The following is a 16,698-nucleotide window of genomic DNA, read 5'->3' as shown; positions in this document are numbered from 1 at the left end:
GCTGCGCCAGCTTCTTTGACTTTTAGGCCGCTTTGGCTTCGGGGTCGAAACGCCCGTAGAAGCTTTGACCCATCTCCGCCATTTCCCGCAGCAGCGGCGGGCAGGTGAAGCGTTCACCGTAGGCTTCGGTCAACTGATCGCAACGTTCAGCCGCATAAGGTGTGCCGATGATGTCCAGCCAGCTCAGCGGGCCACCGGACCACGGCGCAAAGCCCCAACCCAGGATGGCGCCCACATCGCCTTCGCGGATGTCTTCCAGAACACCTTCCTCCAACGCGCGGACAGCTTCCAACACCTGCGCGAACATCAGGCGTTCCTGTACTTCGATCAGGTCGGGCTGCTCTTCGGCATGCGGGTATTTCTCGGCCAGGCCGGTCCAGTATGCGACGCGTTTGCCCTTTTCGTCATAGTCGAAGAAGCCTGCATTGGCCTTGCGGCCCAGACGGCCTTCGCCTTCCATCCAGAAGATCAGGTCATCGGCGGGGCTTTCGGGATAGGCGTTGCCCATCGCAGCTTTGGTCGCCCGCGCGATCTTGGCACCCAGATCAATCGAGGTTTCGTCATTCAACTGGATCGGCCCAACGGGGAAGCCCAGCTGACGCGCGGCATTGTCGATCAGCACCGGGCTGACGCCTTCGGTGATCATCCGTAGACCTTCGTTGATGTAAGGGATGATGCAGCGGTTGGCGTAGAAGAAGCGTGCATCGTTGACCACAATCGGCGTCTTGCGGATCTGGCGCACATAGTCCAGCGCCTTGGCAACCGCACGATCGCCGGTTTCCTTGCCCTTGATGATCTCAACCAGGAACATCTTCTCAACCGGCGAGAAGAAGTGAATGCCTATGAACTGTTCGGGCCGAACGCTGGCCTTGGCCAGATCGGTGATCGGCAGGGTCGAGGTGTTCGAGGCAAAAATGCAATCCTCGGGGATGATCGCCTCGACCTTTTGGGTCATCTCGGCCTTGACGGAAGGGTCTTCGAACACGGCTTCGATGATCAGGTCGCAGCCTTTCAGGTGGTCCAGATTGGGCGTTGCGGTGATGCGCGACAACATCGCCTGTTTCTTGTCTTCGGTGACTTTGCCGCGCTTCATGCCCTTGTCCAGATAAGCCTCGGTATAGGCTTTGCCTTTATCGGCAGCCGCCTGATCACGATCGACCAGAACAACTTCCATCCCGGCCTGGGCCGAGACCAGCGCGATGCCCGCACCCATCATGCCCGCACCCAGAACGCCGATCTTCTTGACCGACTGATCCGGCACACCGGCTGGACGTACTGCGCCTTTCTCAAGCGCTTCTTTGTTCAGGAACAGCGACCGGATCATGGCACCCGAGGACGGGTTCATCAGGACTGAGGTGAACCAGCGCGCTTCGATCTTCAGCGCGGTGTCGAAGTCAACCAGAGCCCCCTCATAAACTGCACTCAGCAACGCCTTGGCCGCCGGGAAAGCGCCTTGGGTCTTGCCGTGTACCATCGCCGAGGCGCCAACGAAGTTCATGAAACCTGCAGGGTGGTACGGCGCACCGCCGGGCATTTTATAGCCCTTGGCATCCCACGGCTTGACCAGATCGGTGTCTTTCGCGTTCAGCACCCATTCCTTTGCGGCTGCCACCGGATCTGCAGCGATCTCATCGATATAGCCTGCGCCTTTGGCCTTTTTGACGTCCAGCATCTTGCCTTCCAGCAGCAGCGGTGCCGCTGCAATCGCGCCCACCTTGCGGACCATCCGCGTGGTGCCGCCCGCGCCGGGGAAGATGCCGACCATGATCTCGGGCAGGCCATATTTCGCCTTGGGGTTCTCGGCAGCGAAAATGCGATGCGTGGACAGAGGCAACTCCATGCCGATGCCTGCGGCAGTGCCGGGCAGGGCGGTTGCGATCGGCTTGCCGCCTTTCTTGGTCTTGGGGTCCATGCCGGCCAGCTCGATCTTGCGCAGAAGGGCGTGCATTTGCATCGTGCCGTCAAACAGACCTTTGGCCGGGTTGTCGCCTGCCTGTTCCTTCATCACAGCCAGCAGGTTCAGGTCCATGCCGCCCGCAAACGACCCTTCTTTGCCCGAGGTCAGGACGATCCCCTTGACCTCCTCATCCGCCAGCGCCTGATCGATCAGGTCGCTCAGCTGGGCCAGCCCGTCAAAGGACATTACGTTCATCGTCTTACCTGGAACGTCCCAGGTGATCGTGGCGACGCCGTCTGCGTCTTTGGTCAGAGTGAAATCAGTCATTGTCATCTCCAATCTGGTCAGCCGTCAGCGGGCTGCCGTCTTTCCGGGTGAAGGCCTCGCCGTCGGCGTCATCCTTCACCATCATGTCGATATCGCTGTAAAAGCCGGTCTCGGTCGGGGTCCGCGTGCCCACCACCAGAAAGGTCGCGGGCGCGTTGGTTTTGTTCACAAGGTGGTGGCCGTTGGGCTCACCTGCGGGCCAGGCCGCGCAGTCACCGGGCTGCATCTCATGCTCACCATCGTCGTCGATCAATGTGCAGGTGCCGGAAAGCACAATGGCGAACTCGTCCTGCTCCATGTGGTAGTGCCGCAGCGAGGACATCCCCGCAGGCTCCAACCGTACGATGTTGACCCCGTATTGGGTCAGACCGCCCGTATCCCCCAGCCGCTGAATGAAACGACCTGCGGTCGCCTCGGCCAGCTTACCGGGATAAGACGATCCCCCAATAAACGGGATCTGAGAGAGATCCAGCTTGGGCATCAGACCCGCTCGATGATAGTCGCGGCACCCATGCCCGACGCGATGCAGAGCGTGGCCAGGCCGGTTTCTTTGTCCTGACGCTCCAGTTCGTCTAGCAGGGTGCCGATGATCATCGCGCCGGTTGCACCCAACGGGTGGCCCATCGCGATCGAGCCGCCGTTGACGTTCACCAGCTCGGGGTCCACATCAAATGCCTGCTGGAACCGCAGTACGACCGACGCGAAGGCTTCGTTCACTTCGAACAGGTCGAAATCCGAAATCTGCATGCCGTTGTCGGCCAGGATTTTCTGGGTCACCGGAACCGGGCCAGTCAGCATGATCGTCGGGTCTAGACCGATCTTGGCAGTGGCCTTGATCCGTGCGCGCGGTTTGATGCCGTGCTTTTCACCGAATTCCTTGTTGCCGATCAGAACGGCCGCAGCCCCGTCCACGATGCCCGAGCTGTTGCCCGCGTGGTGGATGTGGTTGATCTTTTCCAGGTGCGGGTATTTCAGCAGGGCGACCTTGTCGAAGCCCGGCATCTGCTCGCCCATCATCTGGAAGGCTGGGTTCAGGCTGCCGAGGCTCTGCATGTCAGTGCCGGGGCGCATGTATTCGTCGCGGTCCAGAATGGTCAGGCCGTTGCCGTCCTTGACCGGAATGATCGATTTTTCAAAGCGACCTTCGTTCCAGGCTTGCGCCGCGCGGCGCTGCGATTCCATCGCCAACTGGTCCGCCTGATCGCGGCTGAAGCCGTATTCGGTGGCGATGATGTCCGAGGAAATACCCTGCGGTACAAAATAGGTATCCATCGCCAGGGTAGGGTCAACGGCAATAGCCGCGCCGTCCGATCCCATGGGTACACGGCCCATCATCTCGACGCCGCCGGCGATATAGCCGTCACCGGCACCGCCTTTGATCTGGTTTGCGGCCAAGTTCACGGCTTCCATGCCGGAAGCGCAGAAGCGGTTGATGGCCAGACCCGGGATCGATTCATCCAGATCCGAGGCCAGCACGGCCGAGCGCGCCAAACAACCGCCTTGCTCCATCACCTGCGTGACGTTGCCCCAGATCACGTCCTCGACGGCGTGACCTTCCAGGTTGTTGCGCTCTTTCATGGCGTTAAGGGCGACGGCGGACAGTCGCACCGAGGTTACCTCGTGCAGGCTGCCATCCTTGCGGCCCTTGCCACGCGGGGTGCGCAGGGCGTCATAGATATAGGCTTCGGTCATGGGTCTTCTCCTCAAGCTCGATCCGACGGATTGCCGGGCATCAGGTCATAGGGGTGTTTCCAGCCGGGCTGTTCGCTGAGGCGCGTCAGCCAGGCGTCGATATGGGGCCAGTCGGCACGGTCAAAGCCGAATGGTTCAGGGTAGTACAGGTATCCGCAGCAGCTGAGGTCGGCGTTGGTCACGCCGTCGCCCACGATCCAGTCGCGGCCCTCAAGGTGGGTATTCAGAATTTCGTAAGCGGCCTTCAGGCGTCCTTGGTTGAACGCAATGACATCTGGGTTGCGGTGCTCTTCGGGCAGGAAATTGCACAAAAACCGGGTCATCCCCGCATTCGAGCTGAGCTTGTGATTGTCCCACAGGACCCAGCGAAAGATATCGTAGTTTTCGTCGCGGTCCTTGCCACCGAACTTGCCTGACTTTTCAGTGATATAAGCCTGAATGGCCCCGGATTGGCTTGTGCGAAAATCGCCATCGGTCAGGACTGGCACCTCGCCCATTTCATTGACCTCGGCGCGATATTCGGGGGTGCGCGATACGCCTTTGAAAAAGTCCACAAAAACGGGTTCCCATTCCAGGCCCGACATCTCAAGCGCAAGCGCGGCTTTGTAAGAATTTCCGCTTTCTCCGAAGCAATGCAGTTTGATGGTCATGTGCGCGCCCCTCCCGTGGCGTGTGCGGCTATGTCGATATTTCCGAATTTTTGAAGAGAAGAAGTCCGCAGGGTTTTCCCTTCTGCGTAACGGTTCTTTAACGTCAAAGCGGCCTTTTCATGCGTGCGGTACAGGCCGCCGAGCCGATGTCCGCACGATGAAAAGCCTCGCCGTCCTGACTGCGTGCCCAAAGGTGCGATCATAACCCGGATGGCGGGGGGGAAGCGTGCGTTTGCCTTCTTCTCGCTCCAAATACGTCCGCCGGAGGCGGACAGAGTATCTGCGATTTGCCAAAGTTGTCTGGTCCCCGCATCATTCACCGTTTTCGCGCCTCTAGTTCCGAGTTGAAGATGCGCAACTTATGCGTCAGGTTGTCGTGATCAATCACGCTGTTGAAATTTTCGAATAGAAACGACAGTGCCTCACCTTCATCCAACCCGGCTTCGGCAGCGAAACCGCGCAGTTTGCGATAGCCATCTTCGGTCATTGCAACCGGAAACCGGCGGGTCAGGCGAAAGCGTTTGGGCATGTCGGTCCTTTGCGAAGTCCGGCTGCAAGACAAAATCCTGCAGCCGGTTTTGGATCAGAAGTTCGCCGCATCCAGAGCCATGACAGTGTCAGCACCGGTCTGGATACGCGCCAGATGCAGGCCGGTGGCCGGCAGGCGACGCGCCATGTAGAACTGGCCGGTGGCAATCTTTGTCTGGTAGAACTCGGTATCCGACGCCCCGCCGTCAAGGGCCGCATAGGCTGCTTTTGCCATTTGCGCCCACATCAAGCCCAGGCAGACATGGCCGAACATGTGCATGAAGTCGTTCGAACCAGCCAGTGCGTGGTTGGGGTTCTTTGCACCGTTCTGCATGAAGTACATGCCAGCCGCCTGCAGATCCTTGGACGCCGCCTTGAGCGGTTCGATGAACGCCTTGTCAAAGGCTTCGTTCTGGCCACCGTTTTCCTTGCAGAAATTCTTGACGATGTCGAAGAAGGCCATGACGTGCTTGCCGCCATCGGTAGCAAGCTTACGACCCACCAGATCCAGCGCCTGAACGCCGTTTGCACCTTCGTAGATCATGGCGATACGGGCGTCGCGGGTGTATTGCGACATGCCCCATTCCTCGATGTAGCCGTGGCCGCCGTAAACCTGCTGAGCTTTGACAGTCATGTCATAGCCTTCGTCAGTCAGGAAGCCTTTGATGACCGGTGTCAGCAGCGAGATCAGGCCGTCTGCATCTGCATCGCCGGAACGATGTGCTTGGTCGATCAGTGTGGCACCCCACAAGATGAAGGCGCGCGCACCTTCGGTAAAGCTTTTCTGATCCATCAGGCTACGGCGAATATCAGGGTGTACGATCAGCGGATCGGCCGGGCCATCGGGGTTTTTCGCTCCGGTCACGTCACGGCCCTGCAGGCGGTCCTTGGCGTATTCGACAGCGTTCTGATAGGCGGCCTCGGCTTGTGCCAGACCTTGCATACCCACACCCAGACGCGCTTCGTTCATCATGGTGAACATGGCGCGCATACCTTTGTGCAGATCGCCCAGCAAAAAGCCGGTGGCTTCGTCATAGTTCATCACACAGGTCGAGTTGCCGTGGATGCCCATTTTCTCTTCGACCTTGCCGACCGAAACGCCGTTGCGTTCGCCCAGCGAGCCGTCTTCGTTGACCATGAACTTGGGCACGATGAACAGCGAGACACCCTTGATGCCCTCGGGGCCGCCGGGGATTTTGGCCAGAACCAGGTGGATGATGTTGTCGGCCATGTCGTGATCACCGGCCGAGATAAAGATCTTCTGACCTGACACCTTATAGCTGCCGTCGTCCTGCGGTTCAGCCTTGGTGCGCATCAGGCCCAGATCGGTGCCGCAATGCGGTTCGGTCAGGTTCATTGTGCCCGTCCATTCACAGCTGACCATGTTGGGCAGATAGGTGGCCTTCTGCTCGTCGGTGCCGTGGGCGAGAATGGCCGAAGCCGCGCCGTGGGTCAGACCCTGATACATGGTGAAGGCTTGGTTGGCGGACTGAAAGAACTCGCCCACCGCGCTACCCAGGACATAAGGCATGTTCTGACCGCCGAATTCCTCGGGCATATCCAAGCCGGTCCAGCCGCCTTCTTTCATCTGCTCGAAACCGTCTTTGAAGCCGGTCGGCGTGTAGACGACTCCGTTTTCGTGGCGCACACCTTCGGTGTCACCCACAACGTTCAGCGGGTGCAGGACGTTGGTTGCGATTTTGCCGGCTTCCTCAAGAACGGCACCGGTGAATTCGGCTTCCAATTCGTCGTAACCGGGGATTTTCGACCCCGAAACGTTGAGGACTTCGTGCAGAATGAACTGCATGTCTTTTGTTGGCGCGTTATAGACGGGCATAAGAAGCTCCCTTTAATCTCAAATGTCCGGAGGTGGGGCCGCAGGGCTACTCGGCGGCTTTCTTTTCGTTCTTCATCGAGGCGATCACTTTCTCGCCCCAACGCAACTGTTCCTTCAGATCGTCGATGGCCTGCGTCAGTTCTTCGCGGCGGGCCTCCATATCGGTCAGACGCTCGCGGGCGATCTCAAACGTGCGGGTCATCTGCGTCATCTGCTGATCCCCCACATGATACAGATCCAGAAGTTGCCGGATTTCTTCTAGGCTAAAGCCAAAGCGCTTGCCGCGCAGAATCAGTTTCAGGCGCGCCCGGTCGCGTTTGGTGAACAGGCGTTTTTGCCCCTCGCGGATCGGGAACAAAAGTTCTTTGGCCTCGTAAAACCGCAATGTGCGCGGCGTGACGTCATAGGTCTCGCACATTTCACGAATGGTCATCAGATCTTCGGTCATGGTTTCAGCACTCTTGTCACTGGCGTCTATCAAGTACAGTTGCGCAGTCGATGCGCCACTTACAACACGGAGATGACGTTCACGTAATGCAAACGCTACGTCACAACTTTAGTTGACGTAACTTCCGTTTGCGTCAAGTCCGTTTGAGGGTGAAATCCCCAACGTCACGTCACGTTATTTTCAGATTTCGACAGCTGGCCAACACCCAATTGAAACGGGAATTGCAACAGCAATCCCTTTTGCGGGGCTTCAAGAGGGCCGCAATAGGCGTTGAGGTCAATCCAGCGACCTGGCGGTCTGATCGCGCATGGTTTTCAGAGCGTCGATCGCCTCATCCAGTTGCTGCTTTTGCTTGTGTAGTTCAACTAATTGGACATCGGCCAAGTCGACAAAAGCCTTCATCTGCGCCTGGTTGCCCTGATCTTCGTATATCAGCAGCCATTGGCGGATGTCTTCCAAGGGAAAGCCGTATTTGCGCCCCCGCATGATCAGCGTCATGCGGGCGCATTCGCGTGGACCATAGAATCGCGCACGGCCTTCGCGGTCGGGTTGCAACAGCTCGATATACTCATAATAGCGCAGGGTGCGCGGTGTCACATCGAACTGGGCGCACATCTCTTTGAATGACAAACGGTCGTCGGGCATTCCTGATCTCCTCTGGCGCAGCCTATGACCTACGCCTGACAAGCGCAACAGGTGGGCTTGCTCTTTTGCGGGCCACGCGCTCATAAAGGGAGAAACCAAGAAGGTACAAATAGATGGTCGACAAAGCTGCTATCGCGCGTCAGTTCATCGAGGCGATCCCACATGCCAGGGCGCTGGGCATGACGCTGACTGAAATCGGTAACGGAGAGGCTGCGATTACAATGCCCTATAACGTGGAATTGGTGGGCGATCCGCGCACTGGGGTCATCCATGGCGGCGCTGTATTTGCCGTTCTGGACACCTGTTGCGGCGCCGCTGTCATGAGCCACCCGTCCGCGCCCGGTGGCACGGCGACCATCGATTTGCGCATCGATTATATGCGCGCGGCAACTCCGGGTCAGACCATCACCACGCGCGCGACCTGCTACCACATCACCCGTAACGTGGCCTTCGTACGCGCGACCGCGATGGACGAAAATCAGGACCTGCCGGTGGCCACGGCCTCGGGCTCTTTCACGGTGGAGGGGCTCTGATGGCGCGCAAACGTCCCGAACCCGTACAAGTAGTCAAACAGCGCCGGGACGCGGCGCTGAACGCGATTGTCGATGGAGTGCCTTATATCCGGTTCATGGATTTCAGCTTTGATCGGCGTGGGGATGAGCTGACCGGGGTGTTGAACTATGACGAAAAGCTCATCGGAAATCCGATCCTTCCCGCCCTGCATGGGGGCGTCACCGCAGCCTTCCTTGAGGTCACGGCCGTGATCACCTTGAGTTGGGAGTATTTCCTGCCCAGCATCGAGAGCGGTGAGCTGGATGCCGAGCAGATCGCGCGGGATGAGACGATCCGCTTTCCCAAAACCGTGGATTTCACGGTCGACTATCTGCGATCCGGTCTGCCGCGCGATGCCTATGCGCGGGCTATCATCAGCCGGTCGGGGCGTCGCTATGCCTCGGTCCGGGTCGAAGCATGGCAGGACAATCATGCGCGCCCCTTTGCGCAGGCCACGGGTCATTTCCTGATGCCACAACCTATGACCAAGGGTAGCTAGCATCCATGCAGGACGCTTCGGCGCCAATAACGCATGGACGGGTGCTGAAGATTGCCCTTCCTATCGTGTTGTCAAACGCCACCGTTCCGATTTTGGGCGCGGTCGATACCGGCGTTGTGGGCCAGATGGGGCAGGCGGCCCCCATCGGAGCCGTCGGCATGGGCGCGGTGATCCTGTCAGCGATTTACTGGATTTTCGGGTTCTTGCGCATGGGCACGACCGGTCTTGCAGCGCAGGCGCGCGGCGCAGGCGATACAGCCGAGACCGGTGCGCTGTTGATGCGCGGCCTACTGCTGGGCGGTGCCGCTGGTCTTGTATTCATCGCTACGCAAGTATGGGTGTTCTGGGGGGCCTTCGCGCTGTCCCCGGCCAGTCCCGAGGTCGAGTCCCTGACCCGCGCATACCTTGAAATTCGTATCTGGGGCGCGCCCGCGACGATTGCGCTTTATGCTGTGACCGGGTGGTTGATTGCTATCGAACGCACCCGTGGCGTGTTCCTTCTTCAGATCTGGATGAACGGGCTGAACATCCTGTTAGACCTTTGGTTTGTTTTGGGGCTGGGCTGGGGTGTCGAAGGCGTCGCCATCGCCACTTTGATCGCCGAGTGGACTGGTCTGGCGTTGGGTCTGTGGCTGTGTCGCAGCGCGTTCGGCGGCAATCAGTGGCGCGACTGGCCCCGCATATTCAACGCCGCGCGTTTGCGTCGGATGGTGCAGGTGAATGCGGATATCATGATCCGGTCGGTCCTGTTGACGGGCTCATTCACCACCTTCCTGTTTGTGGGGTCCGATCTGGGCGATGTTAATCTGGCGGCCAATCAGGTCCTACTGCAGTTTCTGGAGATCACGGCTTTTGCGCTGGACGGATTCGCCTTTTCAGCCGAGGCGCTGGTGGGCGGCGCAGTGGGTGCGCGGGACCGGTATCAAGTGCGGCGGGCTTCGGTCTTGGCATCGCAGTGGGGTGTGGGCGGAGCCTTTGCCTTGGGCGCAGTGTTCTACCTTGCCGGGCCTGCGCTGATCGACCTGATGTCCACCTCGCCCGAGGTCCGTCTGGCTGCGCGAGAATACCTGATCTGGGCGGCGCTGGCCCCGGTGATCGGGGTTGCAAGCTGGATGTTTGACGGCATCTATATCGGGGCAACCTGGACGCGGGATATGCGCAACGCGATGATCCAGTCGGTTGCGATCTATGTGGTCGCCCTGTTCTTACTGGTGCCGACGCTGGGCAATCACGGCCTTTGGGCCGCGTTGATGGTTCTGAACATTGCGCGGGGATTGACCTTGGGATGGCGTTATCCCCGGCTTGAGGCTCAGATCGCTTAAAGCAGGTCCAGCAGTTTCTCGGGCGGGCGTCCGATGGCGGCCTTGTCGCCATTGATCGCCAGAGGGCGCTCGATCAGGATCGGGTGTTTCGCCATGGCCGTGATCAATGCGTTCTCTGACGTGGTTTTGGTCAGCCCGAGTTCCTTGAACTGTTTCTCCCCTGTCCGCATCATGTCGATGGCGGGTACGTTCAAAAGGGCCAGTGTTGCGCGCAACTCATCCGCCGAGGGCGCGTCTTCAAGGTATTTCCGCACCTCGACCTGCGCGCCTTTTTCCTCAAGCAACGCCAGCCCCGCGCGGGATTTGGAACAGCGGGGGTTGTGCCAATAGTTGATCATAACCAGTCCTCTCGTTTGCTGCCCACGGCTTGCGCGGCCGTGTCGAACCCGTCGCGCGCCAGAAGTTTATCCAACCCCTGCGTGATTTCAGCGGCCAATGAGATGCCGCCATAAACCATCGCCGTGTAGAACTGCACGGCAGAGGCTCCGGCGCAAATCTTGGCATAGGCCTGTTCCGCCGTGCTGATCCCACCAACACCGATCAGAGGGATTTGACCTTCTGTCAACTGGCTCAGCCGGGCTAATACGCGGGTGGATTTCTCGAACAGAGGTGCGCCGGACAGACCTCCGGCCTGATCCTTATGCACACTTCGCAGCCCGTCGCGGGACAGGGTGGTATTGGTGGCGATCACCGCATCCACGCCGGTTTCCCGAGCGACATCAGCAATGTCTTGCAATTCGTCTTCGGTCAGATCGGGGGCGATCTTCAGGAAGACAGGCAGGGGACGGGGCAGGGCATCGCGGGTTTCGATCACTCCGCCTAGCAACGCACTGAGCGCAGCCTTGCCCTGCAGGTCGCGCAGTTTCTCGGTGTTAGGGGACGAGACATTGACCGTCGCGAAATCCAGATGTACCGCGCAATGGGCCAGCACCTTGGCAAAGTCGCCGGGGCGGTCGTCGCTGTCCTTGTTCGCACCCAGGTTCAGGCCGATCACAGCGTCTTTGGGGCGATCCGCCAGACGAGTGGCCATGACCTCCATGCCTTCGTTGTTGAAGCCAAAGCGGTTGATGGCGGCCTTGTCTTCGGACAGGCGAAACAGGCGTGGTTTGGGGTTGCCGGGCTGCGGGCATGGGGTCACGGCACCGACCTCGATAAACCCGAAGCCCACGCGGGACAGAGGTGTCAGAACCTCGCCGTTCTTGTCGAAACCAGCGGCCAGCCCAACCGGGTTGGGCAGATCAAGCCCAGCCACCTGTGTGCGCAACCGGGACGAGGTCACAGGACCGGGCGCGGGGGCTAGCCCCGCTCTCAACGCCTTGATCGACATCCCATGCGCGGCTTCCGGATCCATCCGGTGCAGGGCGGCAAGGCCCAGTTTCTCGGTCAGTTTCATCCGAAGCTCTCTCTGCCTTGGGTCGGCGCGCAACGGATAAGCCGCGACGTGTCCACCGCTGCCTGACGATGCACGACCGCTTTTTGGTGATCCGGGTCCGTGACCATTTCCATGAACGCATGAGCGGTGGGATAGCTGGCGATAAAGACTGCGTCCCAAACCTCGTCCTGCGGGCCGATCAGGGTTGTTTGAAACGCGCCGCTCCATAGAATATGTGCGCCGATACGAGCGATGATCGGGGCGGTGTCGCTCCCGTAGTTGCGATAGGCCTGCGCGCCGGTCAGACCGGCAGCGGCCAGATCGTGGTCATCCGGGTACGCGGCCTTGGCGCGGAATTTCACCAGATTGAGCATCTCGATCGGATGATCGCGGTCCAGATCCTTGAACGCCGCGAACTGCGCGCGATCTGGGTCGACGTAGCGGGTCATTCCATCTCCTCGGGGAACTGGTGGGCCTGTCCGTCAAAAGGCAAAGGCTTGGCCCAATGCACATCCGTCATCCTGATCTGCCGGTAGAGATGCGGAAACAGCGCGCCCCCGCGCGAGACCTCCCATTTCAGGTCGTCGCCCATCGCGTCGGCGTCGCAGGCCAACAGGGTCAGACCGTCGATCCCGGCGAAATGCTTGGCCGCTGTCTCGGCTGCTTGCTCGGCCGTCGAAAAATGGACATAGCCATCCGCCACATCAATCGGAGCACCATCCGTCGCCCCATCGGACTGCAACGCGGCCCATTCGTCGGCCCGGAAAATCTTGTAAATCAGCATGGGGCCGTGATGCCCCGCACGGCGGGTAGAATCAAGCTGGATTTCCCCCTTTGACTCTTTGCGCGGCACGGCGCACGATCACGACAAATAACAATTGGGAGTTTGAACATGTTCACCCGCTTACTGACATCGGTCGCCGTTCTGGGCCTGACAGCAGGCATGGCAGCAGCCGAATATAAGCTGACGATCCTGCATACCAACGATTTCCACGCCCGGTTCGAACCGATCAACAAATATGACAGCGGCTGCAGCGCCGAAGACAATGCCGAAGGCGAGTGCTTTGGTGGCTCGGCCCGTTTGGTAACGGCAGTGAACGATGCCCGTGGCCGTGCCGAGAACTCGATCCTTGTGGATGGCGGAGACCAATTTCAGGGGTCCCTGTTCTATACCTATTACAAGGGCAAGGTCGCGGCTGAGTTCATGAACAAGCTGGGTTATGACGCGATGACCGTGGGCAACCACGAATTCGACGACGGGCCCGAGGTTCTGCGCGGTTTCATCGACTCGGTCGATTTTCCAGTGCTGATGTCGAACGCCGATGTCAAAGACGAAGAGCTGCTGACCGACAAGATCAAGAAATCGACCGTGATTGAAGTGGGCGGCGAGAAGATCGGCCTGATCGGCCTGACGCCGGAAGACACCCATGATCTGGCCTCACCTGGCCCGAACATAACCTTCTCGGACCCGGTCCCGGCGGTGCAGGCCGAAGTTGACAGACTGACCGGCGAGGGGGTGAACAAGATCATCGTACTCAGCCATTCGGGCTTTGGCGTGGACCAACGCGTGGCCAGTGAAACAACTGGTGTCGATGTGATCGTGGGGGGACATTCCAACACGTATCTGTCCAACGTCTCGGACAAGGCGGCGGGTCCCTATCCAACCGTGGTGAACGGGGTCCAGATCGTTCAGGCCTATGCCTATGGCAAATTCCTGGGTGAGCTGAACGTGACCTTCGATGACGACGGCAATGTGGTCGAAGCCGCGGGCGAGCCGCTGATCATGGACAACACAGTGACCGAGGATCAGTCGGCGCTGGATCGCATCGCGGAACTGGCCGTGCCGCTGGACGAGATTCGCAACAAGGTTGTGGCAAGTGCTGCTGACGCGATTGAGGGCGACCGCGCTGTCTGCCGAGTGCAAGAATGCCAGATGGGCAATCTTGTAGCCGATGCCATGCTGGCCCGTGTTGCCGATCAGGGTGTGCAGATTGCAATTGCAAACTCGGGTGGTTTGCGTGCCTCGATTGATCCGGGTGACGTGACCATGGGCGAAGTGCTGACCGTGCTGCCGTTCCAGAACACGCTCTCGACCTTCCAGATCAGCGGTCAGGGCGTCATTGATGCGCTGGAAAACGGTGTGAGCCAGGTGGAAGAGGTCAAGGGCCGTTTCCCGCAAGTGGCCGGTATGACGTTCACATGGGATCCTGCGGTTGCGCCGAATGAAGGGCGTATCAGCGATGTGATGGTAGCCAAGGACGGGGGCTTTGTCCCGATTGACCCGGCGGCGACCTATCTTGTCGTGACCAACAACTATGTCCGTAATGGCGGCGACGGCTATGACATGTTCGAAGGCGATGACAAGAACGCCTATGATTATGGCCCGGACCTGGCTGACGTGACGGCCGAATATCTGGCCGCCAACGCGCCGTACACCCCGTATCTGGACGGGCGCATTAAGCAGAAATGACACCTTAGGTGCAGAAAACTGATAGGCCGCATCGTACGGATGCGGCCTTTTTTTATTGGGATCAGTCGAATTCGTACTCAGGCCAAAGCGCGGGATCGATACCGTCCAGCATTGGCTGAAGATGGTGCCTGACGCTGCGCCATCCGCCGACAGATTTGGTGGAGATTTTGTTACGCACCTGGTCGATGCTGGCCGTTCTAACCTGTTTTTTGTTCTCTTCCGGATGCATCATCGCATCGGACCATTCGATGCCGCAGAACGCAGCGACCTTCTTGCTGTAGGTCTCGGGATCGGCCACGAGTTTTTCGTAAGGAACGGTCAGGATGCGATCCCCGAACACTTTTTCCCAATGCGCCATATAGCGCCGGTACAGGTTGGCCGTGTGTGCAATAGCCTTTTGGTTTGACGCATAGCGCATCCCGCCTGCGGGAAAGCGCCGGATCCATTTCGACAGCCCTACATCGCGTGGATCGCGCTGCATGTTGATCACCCGCGCATTCGGGAAGGCGGACAGCAAATAGCCCACACGTTGGAAATTATGGGGCATCTTGTCGACAAAGGCTATGGACCCTTCAGGGATCGGAGGCATCAGTTTGCGAAATTCCTGCGCGAACTGAGCGGCAGATGCCGTATCGAAGGTATCCTTGCCTTGCCAGAAGTTAACCGAGAGGTCGGACCCGAGCATAAGTTCACCACAACCAGCAATGTTGGGGTCTGAACTCAGCATCATCTCCATCAAGGTCGTGCCTGAACGCGGTTGGCCGACGACGAATATTGGCAAGGGTCCTTCGCTTACGTCATTTGCCAATATTTGATTGCCTTCAGAAAATTGACGTGTGACCGTGCCCAGTTTTTCCTCTTCGGATTCAAAATTATATGGATTGGAATCGTGCTGAACCGCGTTGGCCTTTTCGAATTGCGGCATGGCCGCGTCCAAGCCATCGATTTTGTGTGTCAGATGCGCCTTGGCAAATTCCAATTCGGATAGCTTGTGTTCCGATCTCTCAATCGCGCTTTCAACGTTTTTGAGCAAGCTTCCGGCTTCCGCACCACCTACCATCGTAGAAAGTTGCAGCAACGAATTGATGTGGTCCGGGTTTTCGTTCAGAATCCGCTCCAGGATAGCCTTGGTTCCCGCCTTGTCACCGCCTTGATGCAAGTTGACTGCCTTTAGTAACGCGACTTTGTGGCTTTCCGGTGCGATCCGGTAGGCATGGTTAATATCGTTTGAACTGTCCTCGTCGAACCCGACCCGCCCATAGGCCCGCGCCCGTGTCGAAAGAAGGTCGACATTGTCAGGGTCTGCGGCCAGCTTTTTGGTTGTGTGATCAATGATCTGACGCCAGTTGTTACCTTTCAGGTAAATTTCATCCAGAACGCGGTTGAGCTCTTTGTTGTTGGGAAAGATCTCAAGTTTCTGTTCGGCATAATCCAGCGCTTTTGGAATCTGGCCGGTTTGCATCAACGCATTGGCCAAATTCTCTACGAATTGCGGGTCTTGCGGCTTCATCCGCGCGGCTTCCACGAAATGCGGGATCGACTTCCTATATTGCTTCATTTCGGTCAGGACAAAGCCTGCGATGGCGTGAAAATCGCTGTCTTTTGGAAACTTCTTCAATCCCAGTTGAGCTTTTTTTAGCGCCTGGTGCGGCTTGCCGGTCTCCAGCGCTGACAAAGCCTTGCTTTTAAGGGTATTGGCTGTTTGGTTTTGCATATGACCCGGTGCCTGTAAGAAGGAAATATAGGTGGTTCATTACCCATGTGCGGACGGTTTGCAATAACTCTTCCCAATGATGCGATGGCTCAGCTTTTTGCCGCGCGGCCGTCCAACAGCTTGCCGGCTGTGCCCAATTTCAATGTTTGCCCCACAAATCAGGTACATGTGGTGCGCGCGAGCGAAAACGGGCGAACCCTGGATCCGATGCGCTGGGGGTTCCTGCCACATTGGTACAAGACCGAAACCGCTGGGCCCCTGCTGATCAACGCGCGTGCCGAGACCCTGGCCGAGAAACCGGCCTTTCGCGCGGCTTGCCGCGAAAGGCGCTGTCTGATCTTGGCGACGGGGTTTTATGAATGGACCAAGACCGAACAAGGCAACAGGTTGCCATGGTATATTCATCGCCTCGATCATGCGCCCATCGCCTTTGCTGGTGTTTGGCAGAACTGGGGCGCCGAGGAAGCCCGGCAGCCGACCTGCGCCATCGTCACGACCTCGGCCAATGACACTCTGAGTGCGATCCACCATCGAATGCCGCTGATCCTTGAGCCACAGGACTGGCCCTTGTGGCTGGGTGAGGCAGGGAAAGGTGCCGCCCGTCTGATGGTACCGGGGCCTGAGGGCTTGCTGAGCTATTACCGGGTCGATCCCGCCGTGAACTCCAACCGGGCCAGCGGAGCGAGCCTGATCGAGCCCGTCGCAGGTTGAGCGTTCTTCTTTGCAATCCAGCTTGCGCGCGATA

General features: G+C 58.8%; 18 protein-coding genes. 5 read left to right on the top strand and 13 right to left on the bottom strand.

Going from position 1 to position 16,698, the window contains the following annotated elements; translation table 11 throughout:
- Positions 1 to 22 precede the first annotated feature (22 nt).
- The 8 genes from ACR0CA_RS03110 to ACR0CA_RS03075 form a co-directional block, all read right to left on the bottom strand.
- Entirely contained in the window at positions 23 to 2,224 is a 2,202-nt protein-coding gene (locus ACR0CA_RS03110) for a 3-hydroxyacyl-CoA dehydrogenase NAD-binding domain-containing protein (RefSeq protein WP_480897418.1), read from the bottom strand.
- On the bottom strand, positions 2,217 to 2,705 hold the full coding sequence (locus ACR0CA_RS03105) for a cupin domain-containing protein (protein WP_480548659.1): 489 nt from the start codon (positions 2,703 to 2,705) through the stop codon (positions 2,217 to 2,219). The genes ACR0CA_RS03110 and ACR0CA_RS03105 overlap by 8 nt, the downstream gene beginning before the upstream one ends.
- Positions 2,705 to 3,916, bottom strand: coding sequence for an acetyl-CoA C-acetyltransferase (locus ACR0CA_RS03100; RefSeq protein WP_480897417.1), 1,212 nt, complete (start codon positions 3,914 to 3,916; stop codon positions 2,705 to 2,707). Before ACR0CA_RS03100 ends, ACR0CA_RS03105 begins: the two co-directional genes overlap by 1 nt.
- A gap of 11 nt (positions 3,917 to 3,927) precedes the next feature.
- A complete protein-coding gene (locus ACR0CA_RS03095; protein ID WP_480502685.1) occupies positions 3,928 to 4,566 on the bottom strand; it encodes a glutathione S-transferase family protein in 639 nt (212 codons plus the stop codon).
- Between the two features lie 316 nt (positions 4,567 to 4,882).
- Positions 4,883 to 5,095: a hypothetical protein gene (locus tag ACR0CA_RS03090; protein WP_170770159.1), complete on the bottom strand. Its 213-nt coding sequence runs from the start codon at positions 5,093 to 5,095 to the stop codon at positions 4,883 to 4,885.
- Between the two features lie 54 nt (positions 5,096 to 5,149).
- On the bottom strand, positions 5,150 to 6,931 hold the full coding sequence (locus tag ACR0CA_RS03085; RefSeq protein ID WP_170788953.1) for an acyl-CoA dehydrogenase C-terminal domain-containing protein: 1,782 nt from the start codon (positions 6,929 to 6,931) through the stop codon (positions 5,150 to 5,152).
- 46 nt (positions 6,932 to 6,977) lie between these two features.
- Complete coding sequence (locus ACR0CA_RS03080; protein ID WP_170770163.1) at positions 6,978 to 7,379, bottom strand: MerR family transcriptional regulator; 402 nt, start codon at positions 7,377 to 7,379, stop codon at positions 6,978 to 6,980.
- A gap of 276 nt (positions 7,380 to 7,655) precedes the next feature.
- Complete coding sequence (locus tag ACR0CA_RS03075) at positions 7,656 to 8,024, bottom strand: MerR family transcriptional regulator (protein ID WP_170770165.1); 369 nt, start codon at positions 8,022 to 8,024, stop codon at positions 7,656 to 7,658.
- Between the two features lie 113 nt (positions 8,025 to 8,137).
- Here ACR0CA_RS03075 and ACR0CA_RS03070 point away from each other — a divergent pair, with 113 nt between their 5' ends.
- From ACR0CA_RS03070 to ACR0CA_RS03060, 3 genes are read left to right on the top strand one after another with little or no spacing between them, the layout of a single operon-like run.
- Complete coding sequence (locus ACR0CA_RS03070) at positions 8,138 to 8,557, top strand: PaaI family thioesterase (RefSeq protein WP_170770167.1); 420 nt, start codon at positions 8,138 to 8,140, stop codon at positions 8,555 to 8,557.
- Positions 8,557 to 9,075 carry a PaaI family thioesterase gene (locus tag ACR0CA_RS03065; RefSeq protein WP_170782752.1) on the top strand — a complete coding sequence of 173 codons (519 nt, stop codon included), beginning with the start codon at positions 8,557 to 8,559 and terminating at the stop codon, positions 9,073 to 9,075. Before ACR0CA_RS03070 ends, ACR0CA_RS03065 begins: the two co-directional genes overlap by 1 nt.
- Before the next feature lie 5 nt (positions 9,076 to 9,080).
- Positions 9,081 to 10,397 (top strand): MATE family efflux transporter, encoded by a 1,317-nt coding sequence (locus tag ACR0CA_RS03060; protein ID WP_170788952.1) that lies wholly within the window; start codon positions 9,081 to 9,083, stop codon positions 10,395 to 10,397.
- On the opposite strand, the gene arsC is transcribed toward ACR0CA_RS03060, so the two are convergent.
- Genes arsC through ACR0CA_RS03040 form a run of 4 tightly spaced genes read right to left on the bottom strand, consistent with a single transcriptional unit; the run spans position 10,394 to position 12,553 of the window.
- A complete protein-coding gene (arsC, locus tag ACR0CA_RS03055; RefSeq protein ID WP_480897416.1) occupies positions 10,394 to 10,735 on the bottom strand; it encodes an arsenate reductase (glutaredoxin) in 342 nt (113 codons plus the stop codon). The two genes, ACR0CA_RS03060 and arsC, sit on opposite strands and share 4 nt — an antisense overlap.
- On the bottom strand, positions 10,732 to 11,790 hold the full coding sequence (locus tag ACR0CA_RS03050) for a quinone-dependent dihydroorotate dehydrogenase (protein WP_480897415.1): 1,059 nt from the start codon (positions 11,788 to 11,790) through the stop codon (positions 10,732 to 10,734). The genes arsC and ACR0CA_RS03050 overlap by 4 nt, the downstream gene beginning before the upstream one ends.
- Entirely contained in the window at positions 11,787 to 12,218 is a 432-nt protein-coding gene (locus tag ACR0CA_RS03045) for a DUF1330 domain-containing protein (RefSeq protein WP_480897414.1), read from the bottom strand. Before ACR0CA_RS03045 ends, ACR0CA_RS03050 begins: the two co-directional genes overlap by 4 nt.
- The gene (locus tag ACR0CA_RS03040) at positions 12,215 to 12,553 is read right to left on the bottom strand and encodes a DUF952 domain-containing protein (protein WP_170770179.1); all 339 of its coding nucleotides are present in this window, start codon (positions 12,551 to 12,553) and stop codon (positions 12,215 to 12,217) included. The genes ACR0CA_RS03045 and ACR0CA_RS03040 overlap by 4 nt, the downstream gene beginning before the upstream one ends.
- A gap of 108 nt (positions 12,554 to 12,661) precedes the next feature.
- Here ACR0CA_RS03040 and ACR0CA_RS03035 point away from each other — a divergent pair, with 108 nt between their 5' ends.
- Positions 12,662 to 14,239 (top strand): bifunctional metallophosphatase/5'-nucleotidase, encoded by a 1,578-nt coding sequence (locus tag ACR0CA_RS03035; RefSeq protein ID WP_170788949.1) that lies wholly within the window; start codon positions 12,662 to 12,664, stop codon positions 14,237 to 14,239.
- Between the two features lie 61 nt (positions 14,240 to 14,300).
- Here ACR0CA_RS03035 and ACR0CA_RS03030 read toward each other — a convergent pair whose 3' ends face one another.
- A complete protein-coding gene (locus tag ACR0CA_RS03030) occupies positions 14,301 to 15,953 on the bottom strand; it encodes a tetratricopeptide repeat-containing sulfotransferase family protein (protein WP_170788948.1) in 1,653 nt (550 codons plus the stop codon).
- Positions 15,954 to 15,998: 45 nt separating this feature from the next.
- Here ACR0CA_RS03030 and ACR0CA_RS03025 point away from each other — a divergent pair, with 45 nt between their 5' ends.
- Positions 15,999 to 16,664, top strand: a complete 666-nt coding sequence (locus ACR0CA_RS03025) for an SOS response-associated peptidase (protein ID WP_170782744.1) — start codon at positions 15,999 to 16,001, stop codon at positions 16,662 to 16,664.
- Positions 16,665 to 16,698: the final 34 nt, after the last annotated feature.

The sequence above is a fragment of the Ruegeria sp. F12 genome (genome assembly GCF_056533885.1).
The sequence above is the reverse complement of the archived record's forward strand: the minus strand, read 5'-3'. Positions and strand labels throughout refer to the sequence as shown.

Excerpts from the sequence above, each read along its gene's own strand:
- ACR0CA_RS03110 (WP_480897418.1), bottom strand. The coding sequence starts at position 2,224 with ATGACTGATTTCACTCTGACCAAAGACGCAGACGGCGTCGCCACGATC.
- ACR0CA_RS03105 (WP_480548659.1), bottom strand. The coding sequence starts at position 2,705 with ATGCCCAAGCTGGATCTCTCTCAGATCCCGTTTATTGGGGGATCGTCT.
- ACR0CA_RS03100 (WP_480897417.1), bottom strand. The coding sequence starts at position 3,916 with ATGACCGAAGCCTATATCTATGACGCCCTGCGCACCCCGCGTGGCAAG.
- ACR0CA_RS03095 (WP_480502685.1), bottom strand. The coding sequence starts at position 4,566 with ATGACCATCAAACTGCATTGCTTCGGAGAAAGCGGAAATTCTTACAAA.
- ACR0CA_RS03090 (WP_170770159.1), bottom strand. The coding sequence starts at position 5,095 with ATGCCCAAACGCTTTCGCCTGACCCGCCGGTTTCCGGTTGCAATGACC.
- ACR0CA_RS03085 (WP_170788953.1), bottom strand. The coding sequence starts at position 6,931 with ATGCCCGTCTATAACGCGCCAACAAAAGACATGCAGTTCATTCTGCAC.
- ACR0CA_RS03080 (WP_170770163.1), bottom strand. The coding sequence starts at position 7,379 with ATGACCGAAGATCTGATGACCATTCGTGAAATGTGCGAGACCTATGAC.
- ACR0CA_RS03075 (WP_170770165.1), bottom strand. The coding sequence starts at position 8,024 with ATGCCCGACGACCGTTTGTCATTCAAAGAGATGTGCGCCCAGTTCGAT.
- ACR0CA_RS03070 (WP_170770167.1), top strand. The coding sequence starts at position 8,138 with ATGGTCGACAAAGCTGCTATCGCGCGTCAGTTCATCGAGGCGATCCCA.
- ACR0CA_RS03065 (WP_170782752.1), top strand. The coding sequence starts at position 8,557 with ATGGCGCGCAAACGTCCCGAACCCGTACAAGTAGTCAAACAGCGCCGG.
- ACR0CA_RS03060 (WP_170788952.1), top strand. The coding sequence starts at position 9,081 with ATGCAGGACGCTTCGGCGCCAATAACGCATGGACGGGTGCTGAAGATT.
- arsC (WP_480897416.1), bottom strand. The coding sequence starts at position 10,735 with ATGATCAACTATTGGCACAACCCCCGCTGTTCCAAATCCCGCGCGGGG.
- ACR0CA_RS03050 (WP_480897415.1), bottom strand. The coding sequence starts at position 11,790 with ATGAAACTGACCGAGAAACTGGGCCTTGCCGCCCTGCACCGGATGGAT.
- ACR0CA_RS03045 (WP_480897414.1), bottom strand. The coding sequence starts at position 12,218 with ATGACCCGCTACGTCGACCCAGATCGCGCGCAGTTCGCGGCGTTCAAG.
- ACR0CA_RS03040 (WP_170770179.1), bottom strand. The coding sequence starts at position 12,553 with ATGCTGATTTACAAGATTTTCCGGGCCGACGAATGGGCCGCGTTGCAG.
- ACR0CA_RS03035 (WP_170788949.1), top strand. The coding sequence starts at position 12,662 with ATGTTCACCCGCTTACTGACATCGGTCGCCGTTCTGGGCCTGACAGCA.
- ACR0CA_RS03030 (WP_170788948.1), bottom strand. The coding sequence starts at position 15,953 with ATGCAAAACCAAACAGCCAATACCCTTAAAAGCAAGGCTTTGTCAGCG.
- ACR0CA_RS03025 (WP_170782744.1), top strand. The coding sequence starts at position 15,999 with ATGTGCGGACGGTTTGCAATAACTCTTCCCAATGATGCGATGGCTCAG.